Raw genomic sequence first — 26726 nt, 5'->3', positions numbered from 1 at the left:
GAAGGTCAAGCGGCCTGAGCGTCAGGAGCAACTCGGCAGCAGGAGGCCCGGGAGCGCGTTGTAGACGATCGCCACCAGCGAGAGCGCGCTCACCAGGATCGTGACGTTGTTCAGGAAGTCCTGGCTCGCGGTGAGCCCCGTGTCCTTTCGCCGCTTCAGGCCGAGGAGGAGCAGGGCGGCCGCGGCCGCGAGGGCGGCGAGGGTGGAGAGCACGATCACGGCCGGGAGCGCAGGCAGGCCGAGAAGCTTCGCGCTGCCCCAGCCGCGGGCGCAGGCGACGGAGACGGCCATGTAGAGAATCGCGAACTGGGCGCCCCAGGCCAGGAAGCCGCCCGTGGCCTCCAGCAGGCGCAGCGTGGGCCGGTGGCGCTCCACCTCTAGAGGCCTCCCGCGAGGCGAGGGAAGCCGTGGATCACGACGAGCGCCACGATCCCTTGCCCGGTCGTGTAGTGCCAGAACAGGCTGACGTTGTCGAAGATCGAGCGGCGCACCCGGTCGATCTTGCCGGCCCACCAGCGCGCGAGCGTGAAGCCGGCCATGAGCACGACGATGCCGACGAAGAGAAGCTGCATCGCCAGCATGGTCGTGACGGCGGCGCCGTAGGCGGAGCCCTTCGGGTCGAGCCCGACCGACAGCTCGGCCCAGAGGCCCAGCGCTCCAGCCGCGAGAGCCGGGACGAGCGCCGCCGCGAGAAGGACTGGGACGACGAGGGGCCGATGGTCCGGTCCGCCGAGCCGGCGATAGGCGAGCCATATCAGGAGGGAGGACAGGGCGTAGAGCCCGATGCCCGCGAGCCCGGCCCAGCCCGGCGCCATCGACACTCCGGCGGGCGGCCAGGCCGTCGGGTTCACGAGCCAGAGGAACAGGTAGGAGAAGACGAGGCAGGTATAGATCATGCCGCAGACGACCATGAGCACGGCCATCGCCCACCAGGAATGGCTGCCCGGGCCGGTCGCGTAGGTCGGCAGGACGACGCCGCCGCCGATATCGGCCGGGGGCGCGAGCGGCCCCGGATCGAGCTGCCAGAGCCACCACATGACGCACGCGATCCCGGCCACGCCGCAGGCGAGGGCCAGGTAGTTCGCCTTCACGGTGAGCAGCGCGAAGAACGCCGCCGTGAAGGCCGCCGCCAGCACATGCGCCCAGCCGGGGCCCGGCACGACGAGGATGTATTGCGGGCGCGCCTCGATGGGGCTGGTGACCAGCGCCTCGCGACGGCCGGTCACCGTCCCCGGCAGGTACCAGCGCCCCTGCTCGACCTCGCGCGGCAGGTTGGGCTGGTCCCAGAGCGGATCGCGGCTCGCGATCCAGGGCACCGAGCGCGTGTTGTAGTTGCCGTTCGGCAGCCATTCGAGGGTCGGGGCGCGCCAGACATTGCCGGCATTCTCCCCGCCCGGCCGGAAGTTGCGCAGCATGTCGAGGAGGAACAGCGCCACCCCCGCCGCGAACATGAAGGCGCCGAGCGTCGAGACGAGGTTGTACGGGTCGAGCCCGAGGCCGGGCTGGTAGGTATAGACCCGCCGCGGCATGCCGATCAGGCCGGCGATGTGCATCGGGAAGAAGGCGATGTTCATGCCCGCGAACATCAGGCCGAAGACCCAGCGGCCCCACCTCTCGGAAAGCTGCCGCTTCGAGGCGACCGGCACCCAGTAGTAGAGGGCGGAGAAGAGCGGGAACACCATCCCGCCGATCAGCACGTAGTGAAGATGGGCGACGACGAAATAGGTGTCGTGCGCCACCCAGTCGAAGGGCGCGACCGCGACCATCACGCCCGTCAGTCCGCCGAGCGTGAAGATGAACAGGAAGCCGATGATGAAGAGCGCGGGCGTGGTCAGCTTCATCCGGCCCGACGCGATGGTCGCGATCCAGGCGAAGACCTGGATGCCGGACGGGATCGCGACCGCGGCGCTCGCGGCCGAGAAGAAGCCGAGGCTCATCTTCGGCAGCCCCGTCGTGAACATGTGGTGCACCCACAGGCCGAAGGACAGGAACCCGGTCGCGATCAGCGCCAGCACGACCAGCCGATAGCCGACGAGCGGCGTCTGGGCGACGCTCGGCACGATCATCGAGACCATGCCGGCGGCCGGCAGGAAGATGATGTAGACCTCCGGATGGCCGAAGAACCAGAACAGGTGCTGCCAGAGCAGCGAATCGCCGCCCCGCGCCGCGATGAAGAACGGCCAGTCGAAGGCGCGCTCGAGCTCGAGCAGGATCGTGCCGAGGATGATCGCCGGAAAGCCGATCACGATCATCACGGCGAAGACCAGCATGGCCCAGGAATAGACGGGGAGCTTGTTCAGGCTCATCCCGACCGCGCGCGTCTTCATCACGCCCACGATGATCTCGATCGCGCCCGCGATGGCCGAGATCTCGATGAAGCCGATGCCGAGCAGCCAGTAATCGGCGTTGACGCCCGGCGAGAACTCCGTGGAGGTGAGCGGCGGATACATGAACCAGCCGGTATTCGGCGCGACGCCCTGGAACAGGCTCGACAGGAAGAACAGGCCGCCGAAGAAATAGGCCCAGAACGCGTAGGCCGAGAGCCGCGGGAAGGGCAGGTCGCGCGCGGCCTGGATGTTCGGCAGGAGGTAGACGGACGCCGCCTCGACGGCCGGCACCGCGAACAGGAACATCATCACCGTGCCGTGCATGGTGAAGAGCTGGTTGTAGGTCTCGTGGCCGACGAGGCTGTTCTCGGGCCGGGCGAGCTGGGCCCGCATCAGCAGCGCCATGATCCCGGCCGCGATGAAGAAGAACAGCGCCGTGCCGACATACCAGAGGCCGACGAAGTTGTTGTTGGTCTCGGTCAGGAAGGCGATGCCGCGCGGCGGCTTCCAGGCCCGCTCGAGATCGGCGAACTCGTTCTCCGGTCGCGGCAGCGGATTGGGCAGGCCGGGTGGAGCGGCCTCGAAGCTGTCCCGTGGCGGCGGCGCGTTCACTTGAGCTGCTCCAGATAGCCGGCCAGGGCACGCAGTTCCTCGCCCGCCAGGGAGCCGTAGGACGGCATGCGCGCCCCGGGCTTCAGCCCCTGCACGTCCGCGATCCAGCCGCCGAGCGTGCCGGCATTGTTCGGGAACAGCCCGGCGCCGATCGAGCGGCGGCTGCCGACATGCGTCAGGTCCGGCCCGAGCTCGCCCGAAAAGCCCGCGCCCCGCACGGCATGGCAGGAGCCGCAGCCGCTGCGGGCGAAGATCTCCCTGCCCCGGCGCAGGAAGTCGGATGCGGGTTCGGTCGCGGCCCGGGCCTGGGCTTCGCGCCAGGCGTCGAACTCGGCCGGCGGCAGGGCGACCACGTCGAACATCATCCGGGCATGCTGCTCGCCGCAGAACTCCGCGCAGATCCCGCGATAGGTCCCGGGCCGCTCGGGCGTGAACTGCATGAGGGTGCGCCGGCCCGGGATCATGTCCATCTTGCCCGCGAAGCTCGGGATCCAGACCGAATGGATCACGTCGGCCGCATCGAGGACGAGGCGGACCGGCCGGCCGACCGGCACCTGGACCTCGTTCGCGGTCGCGAAACCCGGGCGGTCCCCGTCGGCCGGGTAGCGCACCCGCCACCAGTACTGCTCGCCCGTGATCTCGATCGTGAGGGCGTCGCCGGAAGCGGGCGCGTTGGTGGAGCGCAGAACGAGGAGGCCGTAGCCCAGCAGGAGCGTCAGGACCGTCGTCGGGAACACGATGCCGAGAGCGACCACCGTCGAGCGCCGCCGGAGCCAGGGGGGCCTCACCCAGATCGCGAGGGCGAGCAGCACCATGACGAGGACGAAGATCGCGCCCCCGCCGACGCTCATCAGCCAGGTGAGCGACAGGAGCAGGGCGGCATCGTCCCCGGCCGGGTGCAGCGCCGATTGCACCGCGTTGCAGCCGCCGAGCGCTGCCGCGGCGAGGCCCAGGCAGGCGAGCTGAGCCGCGCCACCGCGGTGGCCCGTCTCGACCGGGTCCCTCGCGGGGGGAGTCGAATGGCGGGTCATTCTCCTGTAGCCGTAAGCGGGATGTCTGCGAGCGACAAGCGCAACCGCGGCGCCGTCCCCGCCCTTGCGGCCGCGCTCCTGGCCGCCTCGGCCGCAACCGCCGCGGCGCATGGCTTCGCGCCGATCCCGCCGGGAGACGCCTGGGCGTTCTGGAGCCTCGACCCGCTCGTCCTGGTGCCGCTCCTCGCCGCGCACTGGCTTTATGGCCGCGGGCTGTCGGTCTGGCGCCGGCGGCATGGCGGCCTGCCGGCCGCGCTGCCGGGCTGGCGCGTCGTCTCATTTCTCATGGGCGAGTTTCTGCTTTTCGTCGCGCTGGTCTCGCCGGTGGACGCCGTCTCGGAGACGATTCTCTCCGCCCACATGGTCCAGCACGTGCTCCTGGTCGCGGCGGCGCCGCCGCTGCTCGTGCTCGGCCGCCCGCACCTCGCCTGGGCGGCGGGGCTGCCCTCCGGGCTCCGTGCGCCTCTGCTGCAGAGCCGCCCGGCGCGCCGCCTCTACGCCGCGCTCGACCTTCTCTCCCGCCCGGCGCCGGCCACCCTTCTCCATGGCGCGGCGCTCTGGATCTGGCACACGCCCACCGCGTTCGAGCTCGGACGCGCGGACGACTGGATGCACGCCTTCGAGCATGCCTGCTTCTTCGGAACGGCGCTCCTCTTCTGGCGGGCGCTGATCGCGGCGGCCGCGACCCCCCGCGCGGCAATCGGCGGGATGGCGGCCGCGCTTGCCACGCTCGTCCATGGCGGGTTCCTGTCGGCGCTGATCGGGCTCAGCCCGGAGCCGATCTATCCGGACTCGACCTTCTGGGCTCCGCTCTGGGGAATGACGCCGCTCGAGGACCAGCAGCTTGCCGGCGCGATCATGTGGGTCCCGGCCGGCGCCGCCTATCTGGCGGCCGGCCTCCTCCTGGCGGGCCGTCTCGTCTCCGGCGAGCCTGATCTCGCTCCCGCGCGGCGGACCGTCCCATGAGGCGCGCCGCGCTCGCCGTGCTTCTGGTCCCGCTCGCCGGGTGCGACGCGCCCTCCCCGCCCGAGCATCTGGCCATTCCCGGCTCGGATCCGGAACGCGGGCGAGCCCTCGTGCTCAGCTACGGATGCGGAGCCTGTCACCTCGTGCCCGGCGTCCCGGGCGCGCGCGGAACGGTCGGGCCCTCGCTGGAGGGCTGGAGCGGGCGCGCGCTGCTCGCCGGCATCGCGGCGAACACGCCTCGCAACCTCGTGCCCTGGCTCCTCGACCCGCCCGCGATGCTGCCGCGCACGGGAATGCCGGCGGTCGGACTGACCGAGCCGGAGGCACGGGACGTCGCGGCCTTCCTGTACACGATCGGTGCGGACAGGGCGCGCACAGAGCCGCCGGCTTCCGGGCTCAACCCGGACGCGGTGCCCCGCCCTCTTGCGCTACCCGGGCGCGGCCCCTTCGCGGGCGAATAGAGCCGGATCCGGGGCGTGCGAAACGCGCCGTCACCCGCACATCCGAGCTGCAGCAGGGACGAGTTAGCCCTTCGTCACCCGTCCAGGAACATCGCCTGCCGGGCCCGGACCCACCCCGGCGCCTTTCAGGCTCGACGGCTCTCCCGGGCAACGGCGGTAGAGGACAGTGCCACGCTCGCTCGTCCAGCGCAGCCTTCCTGCCGCCTCTTCGAGACCGACATGCGCCGTCCAGGTCCCACTCCCGTCCGAGCAGACGGCGGTCACCCGCCACACGCGTCCGTCCGGCTCTGTGGACTTGTACCGGCAGGTCGCCCCGCCAGCCGCGGCCTTCGTCGAACCGACCAGGAGCGGGAGATATCCGGACTCGTCGAGCGTGGCGCAATCCGCCTCGGCCGGCGCCCAGACGCCGACCGGAAATCGTGGGACACGCACCGGCTCGCGGGGGGCGCGGCCGGCCTGTTCTGGGGCAATCCGCTTCGGCGTGGTGCGGGCCGGCCGAACTGAAGCCGTGCTGGTCGGCTCGGCCCGCTCCTTCAGCAGATCCGCAGCCTGCCACGGGGGGAGGATGGCAGCACTACCCTGAAGATGCGGCCGCGCCGTCAGCGAAGCACCGGCCGGAACCGCTGCCTCGGCCCGGAACGGATCCTGCGGCTGCGGCGAGCCGGACCATGTCTCAGCCCGACCGGGCGCGGGATCGGCAAGAAGGCTTCCTGCGAGCAGTGCCAGCAAGACGGAACAGCGGCGATCGGCCATGGGACGCAACTCGAACTGACCGGACCATCAACTTCGGACGAAGGCCCGAGTTCGCCGACCCGAGCTCAGTAGTTCCCGATGATCGCCTGCCTGCTCAGGCCGCAGGCTCGCGCGTTCAGGCCGCCGGGACCTCCCGTCGGTTGCGCGCCGGAGGAGGCGGGATCTCGCGCGGGGCAACCCTGAGAACGGCCCAGCCGAGCAGGCCGGAGAGCAGGGACCCGCCGAGGATCCCGATCTTCACCTCATCCTGGAGCACGGGGTCGTTCGCGAAGGCCAGCATCCCGATGAACAGGCTCATGGTGAACCCGATCCCGCACAGGAGCGATACGCCGAGGAGCTGCATCTTGCCCGCACCCATCGGCACGTCGGCGAAGCCGAGCCGTATCGTCAGGAACGCGCTGCCGAAGACACCCACGAGCTTTCCGACAAGCAGGCCAAGCGCCACCCCGAGCGTGAGGTGGTCGGTGACCTTGTCGACCGTGAGACCGGCGAAAGAGACGCCGGCATTGGCGAAGCCGAAGAGCGGGACGATCGCGAAGGTCACCCAGGGGTGTAGGGCGTGCTCCAGCCGGTGGAGCGGCGAGTTCGCCATGTCGTCCGGACGCCCACGCGAGGTACGCAAAGGGATCGTCAGCGCCAGCAGAACTCCGGCGACGGTGGCGTGGACGCCGGACCGAAGCACCAGCAGCCAGAGGACGGAGCCGAGCACCAGATAGGGCAGGAGGCGGAGGATCCCGAGCCGGTTCATGCCGGCGAGCACCGCAAGCGTGACGGCCGCGCCGCCGAACGCCGTCCCGTTCAGGTCGCCCGTGTAGAACACCGCGATGATGGCGACTGCGCCCAGGTCGTCGATGATGGCGAGCGCCGTGAGGAAGACCTTGAGCGAGGTCGGCACGCGGGAGCCGAGAAGCGCGATGACCCCGAGCGCGAAGGCGATATCGGTGGCGGACGGGATGGCCCAGCCCCGCAGGGTCTTCGGATCGTGCCAGTTGAACGCGACGAAGATGAGCGCCGGGACGAGCATGCCGCCCGCGGCGGCGATGCCCGGCAGGATGCGCCTACCCCAGGTCGATAGCTGGCCGTCCAGGATCTCGCGCTTGATCTCCATCCCGACCAGCAGGAAGAACACCGCCATCAGAGCGTCATTGATCCAGTGCTGGACGCTGAGCGGGCCGAAATAGGTTTGCAAGCCGGAGAAGTAGGCTGGCGCGAGGGGTGAATTGGCGACGGCGAGCGCCAGCGCCGCGGCCGCCATCAGCGCCAGCCCGCCCGAGGCCGTGTTGTCGAGAAACGCTCGCATGAGCGAGACGGGCCGTGGCGCGGGCGGGCGGTCCTGAACGAGGGTCAACAGTTCCTCCGACGAAGGTGCGAGACGGGATGGAGCGGGCGAGCCCGACGGCAATGCCGGCCTCGCCCTACCGGTTGCGGCGGTGGCTCTGGGACATGATCTCGGGCGGAAGAGGTGATCTCCATCGTCCTGCAGCGCGGGCGCGCAGCGAAGGGGAACATCGGAAATGCCCGGCCTGCAGCAGCAGGCGTCACTGCCGAAGGCGGTCTGGGCATCTGCACGCGATGCAGACCTGGTTCAGGCTCTCCCCGGCAAGCGGGCCACCGTCGAAATCGCCGAAGCGGGCCGCCAGTTCGAGGCCGGCCGCGTTCAGCAACAGTGGGAGCTCCTGCGGAAAGATCGTGCGCAGTCGCATCACGCTTGTTCGCCGTTCCCGTCCCTCTCCGGCCAGCCGCCATCTCAGAAAACGCACCTGCCCGACCGGATCGTAGGCGAGAAGTTCCTCCCCCACGGCGTCGGAGGTGCGCCAGAGCCGCGGCGGCTGATCCGTCCCGTCAGCCTGCGCCAGATCCGAGACGCGGGGATTGACGACGTCGAATGCGAGAAGCCCCCCTGGCGCGAGGTGCCGGGCGACGCACCTCAGCGCGTCGACAAGTTCACCGTTCGTCGTGAGATGCGAAAGCGAGTTGCACGACACGACCACGAGGGCGAATTCTCGGAGAAGTTCGAAGGAGCGCATATCGCCCTCGACGAATTCGATCTCCCGTCCTGCGGCCACTGCCTTGCGGCGGGCCGCCTCCAGCATCGCAGCCGAGATGTCCAGGCCGACGACGCGGTGGCCGTCGGCGGCGAGCGGCACGGACAGCCGCCCCGTCCCACAGGCGAGTTCCAGCACGGGGCCGCCGCAGCGACGGGCGAGGCCGGTGTAGAAGCCTTCGCACGGCCCCGGCGGGATGAGCGCATCATAGAGGGAAGGCGCCTCGTATAGCGCGACATCCTCATGGTTCATGGGCTGGGTTTCCGTCGGCTGGGCGCGGCCACGGCGACCGCCCGGTCGAGGAAGCCGAGATCCAGAGCTCGCTCAAACGAATTCGAGAGCGGCACCCGGATCGAGATCGGCAGGCCGGCTCAGGACGTAGGCAAGGCGGCACCGGGATGCCCGCGATACTCCCGGGCCGGAGAAGCACAAAGCCGCGGGGGGACGATCCCCCCGCGGCTCGGTCTGGCCGTCCTGGTCCGGTCAGGCGGTCACGCGAGTCCGGTCATCGTGGAGTAGCCAGAGCTCGACCGCCGCGAGCACAGCTACCACGAGGCCGGCGGCCAGGGTGCACCAGAAGGCGCTCGCGAGTGCGGTGAAGCCCAGAATCCAGGGCGAGACGATGAGCCAGGCCCCAAGAGCAAGGTTCACCCATTCTTCCCAGGCCTGGAGCTGGGCCACCGCCGCCACCGCGACGATTGCGACCAGCAGCCCAACGGTCCAGGCGTTCCAGGACGCGGTCTGGTGGTCCGAGAAGCCGAACAGCCAGGGCGAGAGAAAGAGGCCGGCGCCGACGATCGCGTTGACTATGTTCATCGCCGTCAGCTCGGCACGGTTCTTGAGCGCGTTCATGACATACCTCCTTCATCAAGCGAGGTGTTTGCTGTCCGCCCCGAACGGGGCGCTTCCCGGCCGCTCGCCCCAGCTTCGGCGACGAGCGACCGAGAACTCGTTGCGGTCGGATGCACCGCTGAAATCCTGTGCCGCGGCGGAAGCCGAGGCGTTCTGCGCGATGAGGAGCACCGTCTTCTCGGAACGGTCGAGCTCGACGAGCGCGGCCTTGACCTCATCGAGCCGGGAGGGCTCGCCACCGGCCATGGCCTCGTCCGCCGCGACCTCGAGCAGCCATTCGTCCCACGCCCAGCGGCGCAGGATCTCCCGCTTGTCCTCGGTCGAGAGGCTCGGGTCGTTGAGGACTTCGGAAGGTGCTGCGTAGACGGCGGCCGGGTTCGTAAGCGCCCGATCGAAATCGGGCCGCTTGCCCAGGCTGGCGATGCCGTAGCACGGATCCATCCAGGCGAGCGCGGCGGCGGTGGCGAAGAGATTTGCGCTCTCCTCCCGGCGCTTCTCCTCGCGACGCTGCTCGGCCGTGGCGGCAAGCGCCTCTCCCTCGACACGATAGGAGAGCCCCTCGCGCTCCGCGTAGCGGATCGCTGCTTCGCGGCTGTCGAATGTCAGCTCGATCTGGGCGAGCGGCTCCTCGCCCCCTGTCCAGCCCATCAGCGGCTCGATGAAGGGAGCCGTCCGCCGCTCGAAGCGCAACACCCACTCCCTCGCGCCCGCCGAACCGGAGGTCATCGGCGCGCGCCCCCGGCGGAAGATGATCGCCTGCTCGTCTCCGCGCCAATGCGAAGCTGCGACCGCCGGGTAAGCGGCAGGTTTGAAAGGGTCAGGCTTGCCCGTCAGCCCGGCGGCCTCGAGCAGCGCTGGAATGTGATCGAGCCCAATGATCTCCGTCCGAATCTGCTCCATGCACCCCTCCCTGTTTCCAGCGAAGGATGTTTGCCCGGCTCGCCCCTGCGGCTCTCGACGCCGCAGGAGCTATGTCAAAGCCGAACGGCGAAAATCATGGGAAGGCTGTCGGGTTTTTCAAGCCCTTGCTGGACTCAATGGTCCAGCAGACTGGGCATCTTCCTGGCGAGCAGGGCTGGATCGAAGGGCTTCTCCCAGCGCGGGACGTCCGCGAATTCCGGCGGAATGCCGCGCTGATCATATCCGGTCGCGAACACGAACGGGACTTTCCGGGCCCGGAGCTCCGAGGCGACCGCGAGGCTCGTCTCCCCGTGCAGGTTGATGTCCAGGACAGCGCCATCGATCGGCAGACCCGACTGGACCAGTTCCAGGGCCGATGCTGCCGTGTCGGACGGCCCCACGATCTCGGCGCCGAGCGTGGCGAGGGCCCGGACCATGTCGTCCGCAAGGAAGTACTCGTCCTCGACCACCAGGATGCGGCGGCCCGCAAGGCTCGTTCCGCTCTCCCCTGCCAGGCTCGGCATCGCGACACCTCCCCGTCCCGTCCTGGCGGAACATAGCGGAGTTGCGGTGCTTGTCGCCAGAGGGCCAGGCAGGCAGCCGTCATGAGCAATCGCGACATCATCGCCATCGGGGGCTCCGCAGGCGCCACCGCTCCTCTGAAGGAGATTCTCGGCCGGCTTGCACCCGACCTCGTCGCCGCGGTCTTCGTCGTTCTCCATGTCCCTGCGCGCGGGATAGGCATCCTCTCGACCGTAGCGAGCGCGGCGGGGCCGCTTCCGGTGCTGCAGGCCGAGAACGGGATGAAGATCGAGCACGGATATGTCTATCTCGCCCGGCCCGACCGCCACCTGCTGGTCCATGACGGGCATATCGTGCTCGGGCGGGGCCCGCGGGAGAACATGGCCCGTCCTGCGATAGATCCCCTCTTCCGCTCGGCCGCGATGTATTACGGGCCGCGTGTGATCGGGGTGATCCTGAGCGGGCTCCTATCCGATGGGGCCGCGGGTCTCAACGCCATCAAGCGCTCCGGCGGACTCGCCCTTGTTCAGGATCCGGCCGATGCCTTTGCGGACGAGATGCCGAGGCGGGCGCTCGAAGCGACTACGGTGGACCTCTGCGTCCCGGGAGCGAGGCTCGGCGACGTGCTGTCGGACCTCTCGCGCGAGAGGGCGGGCTCGCCCCTTCCGGTGTCTCCCGAGCTCGCGCTCGAGGTCGCGATCGCGGCAGGCGAGCGTATCGACTCCAAGCGCCTGAGAACATTTGCCGATCCAGCCGCGGTCACCTGCCCGAGCTGCGGCGGCGTCCTGTCCGTGGTGCGGGGTGCCAAGCCGCTTCGGTTCCGCTGTCAGGTCGGCCATGCCTACACGGCCGATGCGCTGGCCAAGGAACAGGAGGGACGAGTCGACGAGGCGCTCCGTGTCGCCCTTCGCATCATTGAGGAGCGGGCCGAGCTCGTCCACCGGATGGCGGAGGAGGGGCGCCAAAGCGGTCGACGTGCCGTGGCGGAGATGTACGATGCACGCGCCGATGAATATCGCCACTATGCCGATACGATCCGGCAGGTCGTGCTACAAGCGCTTGACGAACCGCCGCACGATCCGCAGGCCGAGTCCAGCGGATAGGGGAGCGAATGACAACCGAGCTCGAACGCGAGTAGGCCACGCTCGTGGTAGCCGACCGGGACATCGCGCAGGGACGCGCTCGCATCGAGCGCCAAAGGACGCTCGTGGAATCGGGACGCCTGGCCGGGGCCGGCGCCGATGAAGCGAAGCGCCTGCTGAGCACGCTCGAAAGCTGCCTCGCCGAATGGGAGCGGCACCGCGCGCTCATTCTCGAACGGATAGCCTATCTGAGCCGGCCCGACTCGGCGGGCCCTTGAGAAAAGGTCGTGGCGGGTGCAGCGTGGGCGGCCCGTCCTGCGCACCGCGAAGCTCGGCCTGAAACCTTCAGATCATGACGTCGGACAACGACCATACCGCCGGGTCTGAACAGGAACGCCCATCCGCTCCTGCCGGGAGCCCGGTCGTCGTGGGCGTGGGTGCATCGGTGGGCTCCGCCCAGAAGCTGGAGAGGCTGCTCGCCGATCTCGCCCGGCAGGAGGAGGTCGCGGTCGTGGTCGTGCTCCAGCACCGGGAGGCCTTAAGCGAAAGCTGGCTCGAGGGGCTGGCCGGCGGGAACCTCGGCCCCCGGATCACTCCGGCCAGGGACGGAGCGCGGATCGAGGCCGGACAGATCTATCTCTGCGCTCCGGACACGATCACCACCATCCAGGATGGGGTTCTGAGCGTCCGGCAGGCGGAACAGCCGCCCGGCGAGCGCGGCACGATCGACAGCTTCCTCGTGTCGCTCGCCCAGTCCCACGCGCAGAGGGCTATCGGCGTGCTCCTCGCCGGCACGAACGGAGACGGGACGCTGGGCGTTGCAGCGCTCAAGGACCAGGGCGGACTCGCCATCGCGGAGGCGCCGGCGAACAGTCTCGAGCATCTCGCCGATGCACGCACTCCAGCCGCGATCGCAGACCTTCTTCTCCCTCTTGGAGAGATCGGCTCGCAGGTCGCGGCCTATATGCGAAACCTGCAGCGGCTCGAGGAACGGCAGGGCTTTGATGCCATGCTGGCCTCCGCCGGCGCCTCGCTCACCCGCATCGCGGAGATCCTGCGCAACAAGACCGGGAACGACTTCCACGGCTACAAGCAGAACACGTTCCTGCGCCGGGTCCAGCGGCGGATGCAGGTCGTGCAGATCAACGATGTCGCCGAGTACGTCGAGTTCCTCAGGACAGACAAGGACGAGGTTACCAAGCTTTTCAACGATCTCCTGATCGGGGTCACCCAGTTCTTCCGCGACAAGCGCGAATTCGAGGTCCTGGAGACGGAGGTCATTCCCAAGCTGTTCGACGGCAAGCGTGCGGGCAGCCAAGTCCGCGTCTGGGTGCTCGGCTGTGCGACCGGCGAGGAGGCCTATTCGATCGGCATCCTCCTGCGCGAGCACATGGCGACGCTCGAATCGCCGCCGCAGGTGCAGATCTTCGCAACCGATCTCGACGGCCGAGCACTCGCGGCCGCTCGCGTGGGACGCTACCGGACGAATATCGAGGCCGAACTTTCGCCAGAGCGACTCGCGCGCTGGTTCGTGCGCGAGGGGGACACCTATTGCATCGTCCGGGAGTTGCGGGAGATGTGCATCTTCTCCCAGCACAATGTGCTGAAGGATGCTCCCTTTTCCCGGCTCGATCTGATCTCCTGCCGCAACCTTCTGATCTATCTCAACGCCGAGCTGCAGAACCGCGTCATACCTCTGTTCCACTTCGCTCTTCTACCGGAGCGGTACCTGTTCCTCGGCAATTCTGAGAACGTCACCAGACATCCGAAGCTGTTCGTTCCCGTGGATCGCCGGGCGCGCATCTTCAAGCGCCTGGATGCCGGCAGTCGGGTTCCGCCGCAATTTCCCATCACGACGGTGGCGCGGTCGGCGGTCGAGCCTCCATCTTCGCGGCCGCGCACGCCTGACGCCGGACTGGAGCGGCGGGCGCAGCGGGTCGCCGAACGCTACGCGCCTGCCTATGTCATCACGGACGAGCACTTCCAGGTGCTGCATTTCTCCGGCCGGACCGGGCGCTACCTCGAACCCTCGGCCGGAGCCGCGACGCTCGACCTCCTCAACCTCGTCCATCGCGACCTCCGCCTCGAGCTGCGCGCTGCCCTCAACCGCGCCCTGGAGCGGAACGACGCCGGGCATGCCGAGCGCGTCCAGATGGGCCTGAACGGCGACCGCATGCTGGTCGACATCAATGTCGAGGTCCTGCAGGAGCGGCCCGGCGGGCCCCGCAGCCTCGTGGTCGTCTTCAAGGACGGCCCGGTCCGCCCGGAGAACGCCGGCGATCTCCAGGATCCGACCCTCGTCCGCTCGGAGCATGTGGAGCGGCTGGAGGCGGAACTCCGCACGACGCATGACCGCCTCCAATCCACGATCGAGGAGCTGGAGAGCACCAACGAGGAGCTGAAATCCTCCAACGAGGAGTACCAGTCCCTCAACGAGGAGTTGCAGTCGGCGAATGAGGAGCTCGAGACCTCGCGCGAGGAGCTGCAATCGGTCAACGAGGAGCTGACCACCGTCAATGGCGAGCTGCACCATCGCGTGCAGGAACTGACCCGCGCGACGAGCGACCTGAAGAACTTCCTCGAATCCACCCAGATCGCGACGATCTTCCTCGACAACGACTTGAAAGTGATGAACTTCACCCCGACCGTGACGCAGGTCTTCCACCTTGTGGAGACCGACATCGGTCGGCCAATCGCGCATATCAAGGCGAAGATCCCGATCGAGGATCTGTTCGGCGATGCGCGCCGCGTCGTCCGCACGCTCGCGAGCGTGGAGCGGGAGGTGACGGCGCCCGATACGGGCACGCGCTACATCGCCCGCATCCTGCCCTACCGCTCCGTCGAGAACTACATTGCGGGCGTCGTGATGACCTTCGTCGACGTAACAGCGATCACCCGCGCGGAGGAGCGCACCCGGATGCTGCTCGCCGAGCTGCAGCACCGCGTCCGCAACACCCTCGGGGTGGTGCGCTCGATCGTCCGTCGGACGGCGGAGACGAGCTCCACCGTCGAGGATTTCGCCATGCATCTCGACGGGCGTCTTAACGCCTTCGCGCGGACGCAGGCGCTCGTCACGCGCGATCCGGAGGCGGGCGTCGACCTCGAATACCTGGTGGCCGACGAGCTTATGGCCTACCGGGCGCAGGAGGCCGAGCAGGTGCGGATCTCGGGCCCTGCTCTCCGGCTGCAGCCCAAGGCGGCCGAGACGCTAGGCCTCGCCATCCACGAGCTCGCGACGAATGCCGTGAAATACGGCGCGCTCTCGGCGCCGAAGGGCACGGTCGAGGTGAGCTGGTCGATAAGGTCCGGAGCAACACCGGAGCTCGCCCTCGAATGGCGCGAGCTCGGCGGAGTGCCCATCGAGCGCCCGCCTGAGCGGCGCGGCTTCGGGACCGAGCTCCTGGAGCGGACGCTAGCCTTCGAGCTGACGGCAAGGACCGTGCTCGCCTACGAACCATCGGGGCTGCGCTGCTCCATCACGATTCCGTTGACCGGGCGGACCGTCATGCCGGCCTGGCGAGCCGCGCCATGAATTCGGCCGGCTCCTCACCTGGTGCGGACGCGCTCGTCCGCAAGCTTGACGCACTCTCGCCGCTTACGGATCAGGACGCTGCAACGCTGGAGCGTGTCGTTCTGGCGCATGCCCGCCATGCGCGACCGCGGGAGGATCTCATTTGCGAGGGAGACCGGCCGGGCGGCCTGCGCATGATCCTCTCCGGCTGGGCGTGCCGCTACAAGATGCTGGAGGACGGCCGGCGGCAGATCCTCGCTTTCCTTCTTCCGGGGGACAGCTGCGACTTCAACATGAGGTATGTCCCCCGCATGGACCACTCCGTTGCGGCGCTGACTACCGTCGCCTATGCGGAACTCGCGCCCAATGTCGTTGACGACCTGATCTCGTCCTCCCCGTCGGTCGCGCGGGCGCTTCTTTGCGAAACGATATCGGACGCGTCGATCCAGCGGGAGTGGACGGTCAATCTCGGTCAGCGCGTAGCCCTCGAGAGACTGGCGCACCTGTTCTGCGAGATCTTCGTTCGGCTGCGCCTCGTGGGGCTGGCGAGCGGCAATACATGCGTGTTTCCGCCAACCCAGGCCGACCTCGCAGCTGCGGTCGGGCTGTCGGATGTTCACGTGAACCGGACTCTGCAGGAGCTTCGCAGAGCCGGGCTCGTCGAGCTCAGCACCAAGTCGCTCACGATCCCAAGCCTGAGCGCCCTCCAGGCGGCCGCCCTCTTCGAGCCCGGTTATCTCCACCTGAGACACGACCGCACAGAGAGCGAGGCGAGCGTCTCTCCGCATCTCCTGGCCGAGGCCTCGCCACGTCAACCTGAAAGCCGCGCCTGACGCACGTCACCGGCGCCGACGATGAGCCGCCGCCTCGGCGCGACCGGTCGGTCCGTCCCGCTTCCCGGACTGGCGGCGGAAGGCCGATCTTCAGGACTTCGGAACCATGCCGCGCGCCATAGCCGCCGGCCGCGGCACGCTTTATGACCGTCTGAGCCCCAGCGAGACGAAACAGGTCCACGATGCGATCGCCCTTTCCCCTCGACCAGGATCTTCCATCCGATATCGAGCGGGTTCTCGCCTATTGGGAGGGCCTGAAGCGGGGTGAGGCGACGATGCCCTTCGCGGACGATCTCAGTCTGGCGGCCCTTGGCGAGATCGCCGGAAAGACGGTGCTCATCGAGGCCATGGACCTGCCGCCGCGCTTCCGCTTCGCTGAGGCCGGAGACGAGGTCGCGCGCCGCTGGGGCAAGCACGACCTGGAAGGGTGCTTTGCGGACGAGATCGGGCGCGGCGCCCCCTTCGACTTCCTCCTCGCCCAGCTGAGCGCCACCCTGGAGGCAGGTGGGCCGACGCTGTGGCGCTCCGAGGAGAGCGGGTATTCGCGGCTTCTGCTCCCGCTATGGGGCGACGGAAGGGTCTCGACCCTCCTCGGCTGCATCGCGTAGCCCGGCGGAGATCGGCCGGACCTGCGGCTCAGGCGCCGTCGTCTGCGCTCCAGCGCCCGGCCTGGACGATGAAGCGACCGGGCGCGGCCGCGAAGGCACGGAGCCCCGCGAGCACCGGCTCGGGATGGATGATGAGGTAGGTCGGAACGCCCCGCATCGCCTCTGCGAACGGCGCTTTCCGCTCGAACGCCGCCCGGAATTCGCCCTCGTCGAGGATTCTGGCGATGCGCGGCGCGATCCCGCCCGCGATCAGGACCCCGCCGGTCGCTCCGAAGACCAGCGCGAGATCGCCCGCGAACCGGCCGAGCACCGCCGCGAAGCGGCGCAGCGTCTCGGCCGCGACCGTGTCGGAACCGTCGAGGCCCGCGGCGACCACCGCGGCCGGGGTGTCGTTTGCCGACCCGCATCCACGCCGCCGCGCGACCGCACGATAAAGCCGGACGAGCCCCGGTCCCGACAGGAGCGCCTCGACCGTGATCCGGCCCTGAACGCGCTCGATCAGCGGCCAGAGTGCGAAGTCCGTCTCGGTCGCCGGCCCGAGCTCGGCATGGCCCGCTTCCGTAGAGTGGAGCACGGTCTCGTCCCCGAACGACACCGCCGCCGAGGCGCCGAACCCCGTTCCCGGCCCGAGCACCACCTGCGGTCCCGGCGCAGGACCTGCCGGCCCGATCCGCCGGACATCGTCCCCATCCCGACGGCACATGTCCTGCAGCCCGGCGGCGGTGGCCGCGTAGTCGTTGAGAAGCACGACCTGCTCCAGCCCGAAGGCCTGGCCGATCTCCGCCGGATCGATGCGCCAGGCCGCGTTCGTGAGCTGGACGGTTCCGTCCGCGACGCGCCCGGCCGCCGCTATCACGGCTGAAACGGGACGCGGGCCCGCGTGGCCTGCGAGAGCTGCCGAGATCGCGGCGACCGCGTCCGGATAGGAGGACGTCGGCACCTTGGCGAGAAGCGCGAAAGCCGCATCGGGCTCCTCCAACAAGGCGAATCTGGCGAAGGTGCCGCCGATATCCGCGAGCAGAGCCGGAAAGGAGAGCGCGCCGAAACGCGCGTCGCTGTCGCGACGGGGATATGTAGCAGCCACGGCACTCGATCGGAGCGGAGCGGGAAGATGCCGCTCCTTAAGCCGGGCCGGCCCGCCGCGAAAACCCCTCCCCTCCCTCAAGCCTCGTCCCGCACCGTGTTGCGCAGGGTGCCGACGGTCTCGATCGTCACTTCGACGACGTCGCCCGGCTTCAAGAAGACGGGCGGGTTCCGCGCATAGCCGACCCCGGCGGGCGTCCCGGTGAGGACGACATCGCCGGGCTCGAGCGTCATCGCCTCCGTCAGGATCACGACCACCTGCGCGACGGGGAAGATGAAGTCTCGCGTATTCCCGTCCTGCATGAGCCGGCCGTTGAGCGTCGTCGTAAGGCGGAGCCCCTCCGCCCCCGCGGGCAGTTCGTCCGGCGTCACGAGATCCGGCCCGAAGCCCCCCGTCCCGTCGAAGTTCTTGCCCATGGTCCACTGGGTCGCCTTGCGCTGGTAGTCGCGGACCGAGCCCTCGTTGAACACCGAATAGCCGGCGATGACCGCGTAGGCGTCCTCCCGGCTCACATGGCGCGCCCTGCGGCCGATCACGAAGGCGAGTTCGCCCTCGTAGTCGAACTTGTCCGAGCAGCGCGGCCGGACGAGGGATTCGCCATGCGCGACCAGCGAATTCGCGCCGCGCATGAAGACGTCCGGGTAGTCGAGGGGCTCGGCGCCGCCCTCCCGCGCATGGGCCGCGTAGTTGCGGCCGATGCAGATGATCTTGCCCGGGCGCTCGATCACCGGGCGGTAGCGGGCCGAGCTTTCGTCGAGCCGCGCCGCCGCGGTTGCGCTCTCGGCAGCTTTGGCGGCGCGCTCCATGAGTTCCGGCCCGCCCACCACGAGCGGGCCGACGCCGTCGGGAAGGCTGGGATCGACCCGGCGCAGGTCGTAGAGGCCGCCGTCGCGTCTTGCCGCAAGCGTATCGCCTTGAGCCGTGCGGACGGAGGAGAAGCGCATCGTCTGAGTTCCCGGACACAGCCGTCCGAACGGCCGGCACGCCGCGGAACCATCGTTGCGGGGCGCCGTCAACCGGGAAACGCCGGAGCGCCCTCCCCGCCCGTGCTCTGCCTGGAGAATCCGGCTCGCTTCTGCCCCGTCGCCGGGCCGTTTCAAGCAAACAGCTCAGTAGCTCATAGCCCAGAACCGGTCGTTCCGGAGGAGATCCGCGATGGCATCCGCGGCCGCCTCGAGCAGGCGCTCCCCCTTCTCCGCCGTGGCGCGGGTCGGGTTGCCGAGCGCGCCGTGGCTCGTCCGCGCCTCGAAGGAGCGCCAGCGGTGAACCGCGAGACTGCCGGCCACCTCGACATGGGACGGGTTCGCCGGTTCCGGCCCGACCGCGTTCCCGAACTCGGAGGGGTCGCACAGCTCGGGAGCCAGCGTGAGCATCATGGAGGTCTCCCCCTCGCAGGCATGCTCGACATTCCTCTGGTCCTCCAGGATCGTCCCGAAGGCCTCGGCCGCGAGCTGCCAATAGGTCGCCACCGCGATCGCCGCATCGAGCTCGGCCCCGAAATCGTTCACGAATCCGTTCAGCACATGCGTGTTGCCGCCGTGGCCGTTAACGAGGAGGATGTTTTTGAAGCCCTGGCGCTTGATCGACCGGCAGATGCTGCGGAGCAGGTCGTAGTAGACCGGCACGTCGACCGTGATCGTACCGCCGAGGCTCATATGCATCTCGGCGAGCCCGCACCAGACCGTGGGCACCACGACGACCGGCCGGTGCGCGGAGGCACGTTCGGCCGCGCGCCGTGCGACCTCCGTGACAAGGATCATGTCCACCCCGGTCGCGAGATGCGGCCCGTGGTTCTCGCAGGATGCGAGCGGCACGACGACGATCGCATCCCTGGCGGCGAGCGCGGTGAGTTCGGAGGCCTTGAGCGACGACCAGAGCATGCGTGAGGCTCGCGGGCCGGGAAGCCCGGCCATCAATGGAAAGCCGCCGGAGGACCCGGCGGCTTCGACGACGGTGGATCGCCTTACTTGATGAGCGGGCAGCCGCCGTCCTTTATCGGCCGGAACGCTTCCTCGGCGGGGATCGTCTCCAGGAGATCGTAGACGTCGTCCTTCGACTTGGACTGGGACGGGTCCTTGACCTTGAAGACGAACATCTCGTGCACCGCGCGCCCGTCCGGCCGGACCGTCACCTTGCCGTAGGTTGGGTCGTCGAACGTCATCTTCTGCATCTGGGCCACGATCTTGTCACCCTGCACGGAGTCGGCGGCCTTGGCGGCGCGCAGGTAGGCGAGCGTCGCCGAATAGGTCGAGGCATGGTTCACGGTCGGCATCTTGCCGTTCATGCGCGCGGAGAAGCGCCTCGACCATTCACGGGTACGGTCGTTCAGGTCCCAATAGAAGGACTCGGTGACGATCAGGCCCTTCGCTTGGTCGAGCCCAATCGCCTGCACGTCGGAGATCTGGATGAACAGCGCGGCGAGCTGCATGCCCTTCTGGATGACGCCGAACTCGCCCATCTGCTTGATCGCATTGATGGCGTCTACGCCCGTGCCGCCGAGTGCGATCACATCCGCCCCGGACGACTGGGCTTGCAGGATGTAGGACGAGAAGTCGGTCGTCCCGAGCGGATGCTTCACGCTCCCGACGACCGTTCCGCCGGCCTTCTTCACCGCCTCGGAGGTGTCGCGCTCGAGCGCCTGACCGAGCGCGTAATCATAGGCGATGAAGAACCACTTCTTGCCGCCGGCCTTGGTGACCGCCTTGCCCATGCCGTTGCCGAGCGCCCAGGTGTCGTGCGCCCATTGGACGGTGGTCTTCTTGCAGAACTTGCCCGTCATGTCGGACGTGGCAGTGCCCGAGGCCATGGTCGGGATATTACGGTCGTCGAGCAGTGCCGAGATCGCCAGCGCGACCCCGGAATTCGGCAGGTCGACGACGGTGTTGACGTTCTCCTGGTCGATCCAGCGCCGTACGATCGCGGAGCCGACATCGGGCTTGTTCTGGTGGTCGGCCGCGACGATCTCGACCTTCAGGTCGCCCGCCTCCTTGGCGAAGTCCTCCGCAGCCATCTGCGCGGCGACGAAGGAGCCCTGGCCGGCTTGGCTCGCGAACGGCCCCGACATGTCGGTCAGCACCCCGACCTTGAGCAGCCTGTTCGGGATATCGGCCAGGGCGCCGCCGCCGCTCACGGCGAGCATCACCCCTGCCAACAACATGTCACGCAGCCTCGGCGCCATCGTATTCCCCTCGTTGCGGGCGCCTTCCGAAATTTCGGATAGCCCGAAGGCTAGAGTAGAAATTTCGAAATATGATAGTCAAGCGTGTCCGTTGTGCGTTTACCGCTTCGCGGGCGCTCTGCTTTTAAGCACCTGCTCGGATTCCATGCCCCCCACGCGGCGCTTCTTTGCGAGCGACGTGCCAAGTGCGGGGCGGCGGGTGGCGTGCGCGAGCGCGAGATCGGCAGCATGCCGAATGTGGCGCTCCAGAAGATCGGCCGCGCGATCGCCTTCACGTGCCATCGCGGCATCCATGATGGCCTTGTGCTCGGCCGTGATCGAGGAGGAAATCCTGGGATAGGAGATGTAGGCGCGCCGGTAGCGCTCCCCATGCTGGATGAGGAGTTCGCAGAACCGGAGCAGCCAGGGCGAACCGCAGGCGCTGTACAGGGCGAAATGGAAGGAGCGGTGGTGATCCTCCCAGAGATCGGCCGCATCCTTCGGGTCGAGCCCGCTCTCCCCCTCCACGCGGGTCAGGCGGTGGAAAGCGGCGACGACGCGCGCCTCCCACTCCATGTCGCCGGTCGCAATCGCGCGCCGGAGCGCCTCGCATTCGAGCCGCGCGCGCCAGTCGGTGATGTCCAGCAGTTCCTCCTGGCGCAACTCGGCGACCCGGAAGCCGCGCTGACCGTCCGATCGGACCAGCCCCTCGCTGACGAGCTGGAACAGCGCTTCGCGGATCGGACTCGTTCCTACCTGGTAGCGCTTCTTCAGGTCCTCCGACTTCACCTTCTGGCCGGCCTCGAACTCGCCTGAGACGATGTCCCGCCTGAGTCTGGCGAGCGTCTCCTCGGTCAGCGTCTTGTGCGCCTTAGCTTGGCCGACCCTGAGCGCCGGCCCCCACTCGAAGTTGTCCATGTGCGTTCCGCTGCGCCTGCGCTGCGGCTCTCTATGCCAGCGGCACGCCGAGCTGTGAAGATTGCGTCGAGGTTCGCGTAAATTTCGAAAATTTGACACTTGCCGAAGCAGGGCGCAGAACGTCGACGTCATCAATCACGAGCCGAGCGCACCATGGAAGAGCTGCCCGTTGTCGATCTGGAGAGCGTGACGCGCGAGCTGGCCGAATCCGGCCGGCGCGTGAAGGTCCTGTGGCAAAAGCCCGACTCGCTCGCCTTCGTGGCCCGCGGCCGCGAATACCGCAGCGAATTCCACGTGAACGACAGCGACGAGTTCACGTACATGATCAAGGGGACGATGCACCTGCACTACCGCACTCCCGAGGGCGAGGAGAAGGTCTGCGTCATTCCGGAGGGCTCGACCAACTGGATGCCGGGCAACACGCCTCATTCGCCGCGCTTCCCCCCGGACGCCTTCGCGCTCATCACGGAGCGCGGTCGCCGCGAGGGCGAGGTCGACCGGTTCCAGTGGTACTGCCCGAAATGCGACGAACTCCTGCACGAGGAGAGCGCCGTGGTGGACGACTACACGAAGGATTTCGTGACCCAGGCCTACAAGAATTTCTTCGGCAACGAAGCGCACCGCACCTGCAAGAAGTGCGGCAACGTCATGCCGAAGCCGGAGGGCTTCTGACCCACGGGTGTCACTGCCCCATGCCGCGGCCCCGCCGCAGCATGGGGCCAGGGCGCCAGGCGGTTGCTCTCGTCCGATCCGCGAGGGCGGGTCTCGCGGATCGGATCGCCTTCAGTGGTGGATGCGTCCGGCGAAAGGCAGGCCGGTATAGTTCTCGCAGAACGTCGTCATCGCGGCGCGAGAGGCGACGAGGCCTTCCAGGCGGGCCCGCTGGAGCCGGGCCTCGAAGTCCTGTCCAGGAACGTGGTGGAGCAGTTCCGTCATCGCGCGGGAGAATTCCTGGGCGCGCCAGATCCGCTGCAGTGCGAGCTCCGAATAACCGTCCAGAATGGAGCGGTCGCCGTCGCGGTAGAACGTGATCAGGCCATCGGAGAGCACGCTCACATCGGCCACCGCCAGGTTAAGGCCCTTCGCGGCGGTGGGGGGCACGATATGGGCGGCGTCGCCGGCCAGGAATAGCCTGCCGTATTGAAGGGGCTCGGTCACGAAGGAGCGCATCGGTGTGATGCTCTTGTGGAGGATCGCCCCTTCGTTCAGACGCGGACTTCCCTCCGCTCCCATGCGGAGCTGTAGCTCCGTCCAGATCCGCTCATCCGGCCAGTTCTCGACCGTGTCATCGGGTGCGACCTGCAGGTAGAGGCGGCTCACCCTGTCGCTGCGCATGCTGTGCATCGAGAAGCCGCGCGCGTGGTGAGCGTAGATCAGCTCGGCCGAGATCGGGGGCGCGTCGGCGAGGATGCCGAACCACGCGAATGGGTAGTCTCGCGTGAACGTCTTGACGAGGCTACTAGGGATCGCGGGCCGGCAGACACCGTGGAATCCGTCGCAACCGGCGATGAAATCGGCCTGGATCTCATGCGCGGATCCGCCCGCATCGCGGTAGCGCACCGTCGGCCGGTCGCTATCGATGCCGTGCGGTTCGACCTCCGACACCTCAAACGCGATCAGGTCGCCGGTTTTGTCCCGCGCCGCCAGGAGGTCCTTCACGACCTCCGTCTGAGGGTAGAGGACCGTGATCGCCCGGCCGGTCAGTTCCCGCATGTCGATGCGAGTGCGCCGGCCGCCGAACCTCAGCTCGAAACCCTCGTGGAACTTGCCCTCGCGGTGCAGCCGATCGCCTAGCCCGGCAGCATCGAGCAGATCGACCGTCGGCTGCTCCAGGAGACCCGCTCGCAGACGATTCTCGACGTAGTGCCGGTCACGCGCCTCCAGGATGATGTTGTCGACTCCCGACAGTCGCAGCAGCCGACCGAGGAGCAGGCCTGCAGGCCCGGCCCCGATGATGGCAACCTGAGTCTTCGATCTCATCTTCGTCCCCGAGCCCGGCCTTCCGACGTCCCAACCCGAATCAGCGCAGTCGCGGCATCAGCCGGAGCGCGTTTCCGCGCTCGATGAGCGCTAGATCGGGCGGAGCGAGCCCGGCTTTCGCGAGACCGTCGACCGAGCCCGCCATGGCGGGCTCGGGGGCATGGGGGAAGTCGCTCGCGAACAGGACGCGGTCAGGGGTCGTGAAGCGCAGGAGCGCCCCGAGCGTGAGTTCACCGGCCGAGAGCGCGACGTCGAAATGCAGCCGCCGCAGTTCGGAGAGCACGCCGTCAGGTGCGTGCTGCTTGAGGTCGGGCCGGCGCTCGAGACGGGCGAGACGCTCCGCCAGGAACGGCACGGCGCCCCCGGCATGCGAGAAGATGTACTTCACGCTCCGCGTCCGCAGCAGCGTGCCGGTGAAGAGCAGGTTCGCGATCGCGCGCGTGGTATCGAACGGGAACTCGAGCGAGGCCGGCGGAAGGCCGCCGAGAAAGGAGCCTGGCGCCTCGTTCGGATGGACATAGACCATAGCCTCCCGGCGCTCGAGCTCGTCCATGATCGGAGCGAAGAGCGGGTCGCCGAGATAGCGGCCGTCATAGCTCGTCAGCAGGCAGATGCCGTCCGCCCCGAGCTGGTCGAGGGCGCGGCTGATCTCCGAGAGGCTCGCATCGACATCGGGAAGCGGCAGGCTGGCGAAGCTGCCGAAACGGCCAGGATAGCGGGCCACCATCTCGGCGGCATAGTCGTTGCAGTAGCGGCACAGGGCGGCCGGATCGGGAACCGGAAAGCCGGGCGCGGAAACCGACACGACCGCCGTGGCGATCCCGTGCCGGTCCATCGCGGCCAGGGAATGCTCGGGCGTCCAGTCCGGAGTCTGTCCCGATACGAGCGTCCGGCCGATCGCCTCCGGCCCGACCTCCGTGACGTAGCGGGGCGGGAGGATATGGTGCTGCGTGTCGATGCGGTGCGGCGCAGGCAAGACGGTCTCCAGATGAAGCTTCCGACCTCTTACGATTTCGAGAAAGATCTGGAAATCCGAAATTTTTTGCGCATTGTGGACACGTCACCAAGCTAGAGCCGCACCGTGCCCAAACAGATCATCGCGTCCAAATCCGCCCCGACCACCGGTTTCACGGAGGCGTCCAAGCCGCCGCCGATCGTGCAGGCGATCCGCTTCGGAAACATGCTGTTCGTGTCCGGCCAGGGTCCGCTCGATCCGGAGACGAAGACGGTCGTGCCTGGCGGAATCGAGGAGCAGACCCGACGCACACTGCAGAACCTGAAGAGCGTGCTGGAAGCGGCAGGCGCAACCTTCGCCAACGTCGTCAACATGCGGGTCGTCCTGCGCGATACGGCCGACTTCCCGAAGTTCAACGAGATATTCCGCGAGATCCTCGACGGCGAGAAGGTGACGCGCACCTGCATCGGCGGCACGCCGCATCGGGCGGGCGTGAATGTCGAGATCGACTGCGTGGCGATGTTCGACTGAGCGGCGGGCTTGTCGCCCGCTCCCTTCAGCCCTTGAAGGCGCGGGCGAGCGCGTCCGCACCCTTGGCCATGATGCCGAGATCTGAGCCGACCGCCACGAACCTGTAGCCCCACTCGATGTAGCGGCGCGCCTCAGCCTCGTTCGGCGTCAGGATGCCGGCTGGCTTGCCGAGCGCGGTCAGCCGATCGACCGCGCTCCTGATCGCCTCCTGCACCTCCGGATGTCCCGGGTTGCCGATATGGCCGAGCGAGGCCGAGAGGTCGGCGGGTCCGATGAACACGCCGTCGACGCCCGGCACGGAGGCGATCTCCTCGATCCGAGCGAGAGCCTCCCCGGTCTCGACCTGGACGAGAACGCAGATCTCCTGCGCGGCGGTCTTGAGGTAGGTCGTCACCCGGCCGAACCTCGCCGCGCGTCCGCTCGACGTGATGCCGCGAATGCCGTCGGGCGGGTACCGGGTCGCGGCGACCGCACTTGCCGCCTCTTCCGCATTCTGCACGAAGGGGATCAGCAGCGCCTGCGCACCCGCGTCGAGGATGCGCTTGATGAGGACGGCGTCATTCCAGGCCGGGCGCACGATCGGGGTCGCCGTGCCGCCCGTAAGAGCCTGCATCTGCGAGATCAGGCCCGGCAGCTCGTTCGGGGAATGTTCGGTATCGAGCAGAATCCAATCGAAGCCGGAATCGCGGATGATTTCTGCCACGATATTGCTGCACAGGCTGCTCCAGAGCCCGATTTGCAACTCGCCGCGCGCGAGCGCCGCCTTGAAACGGTTCTGGGGCAGGTCCACGGGGAACTCCGGTCAGACGAACTGCACGGCGACGCCGCCGAGCGGCCCGAAATCGGCGTGCAGCGTGTCGCCCTTATCCGCCCAGACCGGCCGCGTGAAGGACCCGGACAGCATGATATGGCCAGGCTCGAGCACGGTGCCGAAGGGCGCGACCTTGTTGGCGAGCCAGGCGATGCCGAGCGCCGGGTTCCCGAGCACGCCGGCCGCGAGGCCCGTCTCCTCGATTTCCGAGTTCCGATAGAAGATCGCGCCGACCCAACGCAGGTCGATGTCCATCGGCTTCACCGGGCGGCCGCCCAGGATGATGCCGGCGGCCGCGCCGTTATCGGCCACCGTATCGAAGATCTTGCGCGGGTTCTGCACCCGCGCATCGATGATCTCGATCGCCGGCACGACGTATTCGGTCGCGCGCAGCACGTCGAGGAGGCCGACGCCAGGCCCCTTCAGCGGCTTGCCCAGCACGAAGGCGAGTTCGGGCTCGACGCGCGGCACGCAGTAATCGGCATGGCGAACCTTTGCCCCGTCCGCGATCATCATGTCGTCCAGGAGATGCCCGTAATCCGGCTCGTCGATCTGCGACGATTGCTGCATCGCTTTCGAGGTGAGGCCGATCTTGTGGCCGATGAGCTTCCTCCCGCCCTCGATCTTGCGTCGAGTGACCTCGCTCTGAATCCAGTAGGAATCCTCGATCTCGATATGCGGGAAGGTCTTGGAGAGCTGCACGACAGGCGTGCGGGTGCGCTCGGCTTCGAGCAGTTGCTCGACGGCGTGCAGGCGCTCGGCTTCGGACAACATGGACGCTTCTCCC

Annotated in this window: 26 protein-coding genes; 8 read left to right on the top strand and 18 right to left on the bottom strand. The window is 68.2% G+C overall.

Translation table 11 applies throughout. The features are described from left to right. Positions 1-21: 21 nt before the first annotated feature. From HJG44_RS22765 to coxB, 3 genes are read right to left on the bottom strand one after another with little or no spacing between them, the layout of a single operon-like run. Complete coding sequence (locus HJG44_RS22765) at positions 22-375, bottom strand: hypothetical protein (protein ID WP_171220686.1); 354 nt, start codon at positions 373-375, stop codon at positions 22-24. A gap of 2 nt (positions 376-377) precedes the next feature. Beyond that, complete coding sequence (locus HJG44_RS22760) at positions 378-2939, bottom strand: cbb3-type cytochrome c oxidase subunit I (RefSeq protein ID WP_171220685.1); 2562 nt, start codon at positions 2937-2939, stop codon at positions 378-380. Then, entirely contained in the window at positions 2936-3970 is a 1035-nt protein-coding gene (gene coxB, locus HJG44_RS22755) for a cytochrome c oxidase subunit II (protein ID WP_171220684.1), read from the bottom strand. Before coxB ends, HJG44_RS22760 begins: the two co-directional genes overlap by 4 nt. A gap of 21 nt (positions 3971-3991) precedes the next feature. On the opposite strand from coxB, the gene HJG44_RS22750 reads away from it, so the two are divergent. Further along, on the top strand, positions 3992-4936 hold the full coding sequence (locus tag HJG44_RS22750; protein ID WP_171220683.1) for a cytochrome c oxidase assembly protein: 945 nt from the start codon (positions 3992-3994) through the stop codon (positions 4934-4936). Continuing rightward, positions 4933-5397 carry a c-type cytochrome gene (locus HJG44_RS22745; protein ID WP_171220682.1) on the top strand — a complete coding sequence of 155 codons (465 nt, stop codon included), beginning with the start codon at positions 4933-4935 and terminating at the stop codon, positions 5395-5397. The genes HJG44_RS22750 and HJG44_RS22745 overlap by 4 nt, the downstream gene beginning before the upstream one ends. Positions 5398-5460: 63 nt before the next feature. Here HJG44_RS22745 and HJG44_RS22740 read toward each other — a convergent pair whose 3' ends face one another. The 6 genes from HJG44_RS22740 to HJG44_RS22715 all read right to left on the bottom strand — a co-directional run bounded on the left by HJG44_RS22740 (position 5461) and on the right by HJG44_RS22715 (position 10471). Beyond that, the gene (locus HJG44_RS22740; RefSeq protein ID WP_171220681.1) at positions 5461-5829 is read right to left on the bottom strand and encodes a hypothetical protein; all 369 of its coding nucleotides are present in this window, start codon (positions 5827-5829) and stop codon (positions 5461-5463) included. A gap of 436 nt (positions 5830-6265) precedes the next feature. After that, positions 6266-7498: a Na+/H+ antiporter NhaA gene (gene nhaA / locus HJG44_RS22735; protein ID WP_430395091.1), complete on the bottom strand. Its 1233-nt coding sequence runs from the start codon at positions 7496-7498 to the stop codon at positions 6266-6268. Positions 7499-7688: 190 nt separating this feature from the next. Next, positions 7689-8447 carry a class I SAM-dependent DNA methyltransferase gene (locus HJG44_RS22730; RefSeq protein WP_171220680.1) on the bottom strand — a complete coding sequence of 253 codons (759 nt, stop codon included), beginning with the start codon at positions 8445-8447 and terminating at the stop codon, positions 7689-7691. Between the two features lie 231 nt (positions 8448-8678). Beyond that, positions 8679-9047, bottom strand: coding sequence for an SPW repeat protein (locus HJG44_RS22725; protein WP_171220679.1), 369 nt, complete (start codon positions 9045-9047; stop codon positions 8679-8681). 15 nt (positions 9048-9062) lie between these two features. Next, entirely contained in the window at positions 9063-9947 is an 885-nt protein-coding gene (locus tag HJG44_RS22720; RefSeq protein ID WP_171220678.1) for an NADH dehydrogenase ubiquinone Fe-S protein 4, read from the bottom strand. 134 nt (positions 9948-10081) lie between these two features. Next, complete coding sequence (locus tag HJG44_RS22715) at positions 10082-10471, bottom strand: response regulator (protein WP_171220677.1); 390 nt, start codon at positions 10469-10471, stop codon at positions 10082-10084. Positions 10472-10552: 81 nt separating this feature from the next. Here HJG44_RS22715 and HJG44_RS22710 point away from each other — a divergent pair, with 81 nt between their 5' ends. From HJG44_RS22710 to HJG44_RS22695, 4 genes are all read left to right on the top strand, one after another. After that, entirely contained in the window at positions 10553-11572 is a 1020-nt protein-coding gene (locus HJG44_RS22710) for a chemotaxis protein CheB (RefSeq protein WP_171220676.1), read from the top strand. Between the two features lie 331 nt (positions 11573-11903). Then, entirely contained in the window at positions 11904-15083 is a 3180-nt protein-coding gene (locus HJG44_RS22705) for a CheR family methyltransferase (RefSeq protein ID WP_171220675.1), read from the top strand. Next, positions 15080-15895 (top strand): Crp/Fnr family transcriptional regulator, encoded by an 816-nt coding sequence (locus HJG44_RS22700; protein WP_171220674.1) that lies wholly within the window; start codon positions 15080-15082, stop codon positions 15893-15895. Before HJG44_RS22705 ends, HJG44_RS22700 begins: the two co-directional genes overlap by 4 nt. A 182-nt stretch (positions 15896-16077) precedes the next feature. Beyond that, a complete protein-coding gene (locus HJG44_RS22695; RefSeq protein ID WP_171220673.1) occupies positions 16078-16503 on the top strand; it encodes a PAS domain-containing protein in 426 nt (141 codons plus the stop codon). A 28-nt stretch (positions 16504-16531) separates the two neighbouring features. Here HJG44_RS22695 and HJG44_RS22690 read toward each other — a convergent pair whose 3' ends face one another. The 5 genes from HJG44_RS22690 to HJG44_RS22670 all read right to left on the bottom strand — a co-directional run bounded on the left by HJG44_RS22690 (position 16532) and on the right by HJG44_RS22670 (position 21662). Next, the gene (locus HJG44_RS22690; RefSeq protein WP_171220672.1) at positions 16532-17587 is read right to left on the bottom strand and encodes a glucokinase; all 1056 of its coding nucleotides are present in this window, start codon (positions 17585-17587) and stop codon (positions 16532-16534) included. Between the two features lie 77 nt (positions 17588-17664). After that, entirely contained in the window at positions 17665-18531 is an 867-nt protein-coding gene (locus HJG44_RS22685) for a fumarylacetoacetate hydrolase family protein (RefSeq protein ID WP_171220671.1), read from the bottom strand. 165 nt (positions 18532-18696) lie between these two features. After that, positions 18697-19467 (bottom strand): creatininase family protein, encoded by a 771-nt coding sequence (locus HJG44_RS22680; RefSeq protein ID WP_171220670.1) that lies wholly within the window; start codon positions 19465-19467, stop codon positions 18697-18699. A gap of 83 nt (positions 19468-19550) precedes the next feature. Continuing rightward, the gene (locus tag HJG44_RS22675; RefSeq protein WP_246736431.1) at positions 19551-20744 is read right to left on the bottom strand and encodes an ABC transporter substrate-binding protein; all 1194 of its coding nucleotides are present in this window, start codon (positions 20742-20744) and stop codon (positions 19551-19553) included. A gap of 120 nt (positions 20745-20864) precedes the next feature. Next, positions 20865-21662, bottom strand: a complete 798-nt coding sequence (locus HJG44_RS22670) for a GntR family transcriptional regulator (RefSeq protein WP_171220668.1) — start codon at positions 21660-21662, stop codon at positions 20865-20867. A gap of 153 nt (positions 21663-21815) precedes the next feature. Here HJG44_RS22670 and HJG44_RS22665 point away from each other — a divergent pair, with 153 nt between their 5' ends. Then, the gene (locus HJG44_RS22665) at positions 21816-22334 is read left to right on the top strand and encodes a 3-hydroxyanthranilate 3,4-dioxygenase (RefSeq protein WP_171220667.1); all 519 of its coding nucleotides are present in this window, start codon (positions 21816-21818) and stop codon (positions 22332-22334) included. A gap of 111 nt (positions 22335-22445) precedes the next feature. Here the strand turns inward: HJG44_RS22665 and HJG44_RS22660 are convergent, their stop codons facing one another. Next, entirely contained in the window at positions 22446-23642 is a 1197-nt protein-coding gene (locus HJG44_RS22660) for a 4-hydroxybenzoate 3-monooxygenase (protein WP_171220666.1), read from the bottom strand. A 40-nt stretch (positions 23643-23682) separates the two neighbouring features. Next, entirely contained in the window at positions 23683-24618 is a 936-nt protein-coding gene (locus tag HJG44_RS22655) for an amidohydrolase family protein (RefSeq protein ID WP_171220665.1), read from the bottom strand. 105 nt (positions 24619-24723) lie between these two features. Between HJG44_RS22655 and HJG44_RS22650 the strand changes: the two genes are divergently transcribed. Further along, entirely contained in the window at positions 24724-25128 is a 405-nt protein-coding gene (locus HJG44_RS22650) for a Rid family hydrolase (RefSeq protein ID WP_171220664.1), read from the top strand. A 25-nt stretch (positions 25129-25153) separates the two neighbouring features. On the opposite strand, the gene HJG44_RS22645 is transcribed toward HJG44_RS22650, so the two are convergent. Further along, the gene (locus HJG44_RS22645; protein WP_171220663.1) at positions 25154-25918 is read right to left on the bottom strand and encodes an aldolase/citrate lyase family protein; all 765 of its coding nucleotides are present in this window, start codon (positions 25916-25918) and stop codon (positions 25154-25156) included. 12 nt (positions 25919-25930) lie between these two features. Then, positions 25931-26713 (bottom strand): 2-oxo-hept-4-ene-1,7-dioate hydratase, encoded by a 783-nt coding sequence (gene hpaH, locus HJG44_RS22640; protein ID WP_171220662.1) that lies wholly within the window; start codon positions 26711-26713, stop codon positions 25931-25933. Positions 26714-26726 lie beyond the last annotated feature (13 nt).

Source organism: Enterovirga aerilata (assembly GCF_013044135.1).
GTDB classification, from domain to species: domain Bacteria; phylum Pseudomonadota; class Alphaproteobacteria; order Rhizobiales; family Beijerinckiaceae; genus Enterovirga; species Enterovirga aerilata.
This window is presented reverse-complemented; position numbering and strand designations above follow the sequence as displayed.